The 907-nt window shown below is 75.2% G+C and carries 1 protein-coding gene; it reads right to left on the bottom strand.

Annotation, left to right across the window (positions count from 1 at the left end; translation table 11 throughout):
• Positions 1-37 precede the first annotated feature (37 nt).
• Positions 38-907, bottom strand: an 870-nt coding sequence (locus J7E97_RS02440; protein ID WP_215021672.1) for a DUF2142 domain-containing protein, incomplete at its 5' end; no start/stop codon positions are given.

A 907-nucleotide genomic window follows, 5' to 3' on the forward strand; every position in this document is an offset into this window, starting at 1 on the left:
GCGCGGGCCCGCGCCTGACGGGCGGGCCCGCGCCGGGTCAGCGGACCGGCGTGACCCGTGCGAAGTCCCCGAGGTCGGCGTCGGCCGCGGCCTTCGCGGGCTCCGGCGCGGCGGGCACGCGGTCCCGCACCAGGGCCGGCAGCGCCAGGGCGATCGCCGCCGCCGTGTACACGCCGGTCCACAGGACCCAGCCGCCGGGCGGCGCCCAGTGCGCCGGAGTCGGCAGCCAGGGACCGTAGGTGCCGACCGCGAAGCGCCGTAGCGTCCAGAAGAAGGCCGCGGCGTTCGCCAGCGCGAGCGCGCCCGCGCAGTAGCCGGCCAGCCTGCGCCAGGGAAAGCCCCGCTCGGGTGCCCGGCTCGCGCAGATCAGGACCGCCATGAGCGGCAGGCCGACGGCGAAGGGCATCAGGTAGCGGCCCTGCCACACCATGCCGACCTTCTCCACGTGCGAGGCCTGCGCGGCGACCGGCACCATCACGATGGCCACCAGCATGCCGATCAGCGCGACCGTCTCGCGCTTGCGGCCGAAGGAGATCCCCAGCACGACGACGACGGCGATCGCCCCGAGCCAGACCAGGAAGGTGAAGGCCGGCGCCGGTGGGTCCAGCCAGCCGAAGGTGCCGATCATGTGCTGGACGTACAGGTTGGTGTAGCCGAGCGTCAGCCTGGCGGCGTCCCCGGGGGTGTGCGTCGAGTTGAGCACCGGGTGGTCCGGGTGCGCCGATGCCCAGAGCAGCGCGACGGCCGTGGCGGCGCCGAGCAGGCCCGTCCAGATCCACAGGACCTTCCCTCGCAGCAGCGGGAGCAGGGCGCCGCGCCGCGCCAGCAGCAGCCCGAAGACCAGCGCCCCGGCGAACCAGATCAGCCCGAGCGGACGGATGCTGACCAGCACCACGGCGCCGACGCC

Origin of the sequence: Streptomyces sp. ISL-66 (assembly GCF_018614135.1) — a bacterium.
In the GTDB taxonomy this organism is placed as follows: Bacteria; Actinomycetota; Actinomycetes; order Streptomycetales; family Streptomycetaceae; genus Streptomyces.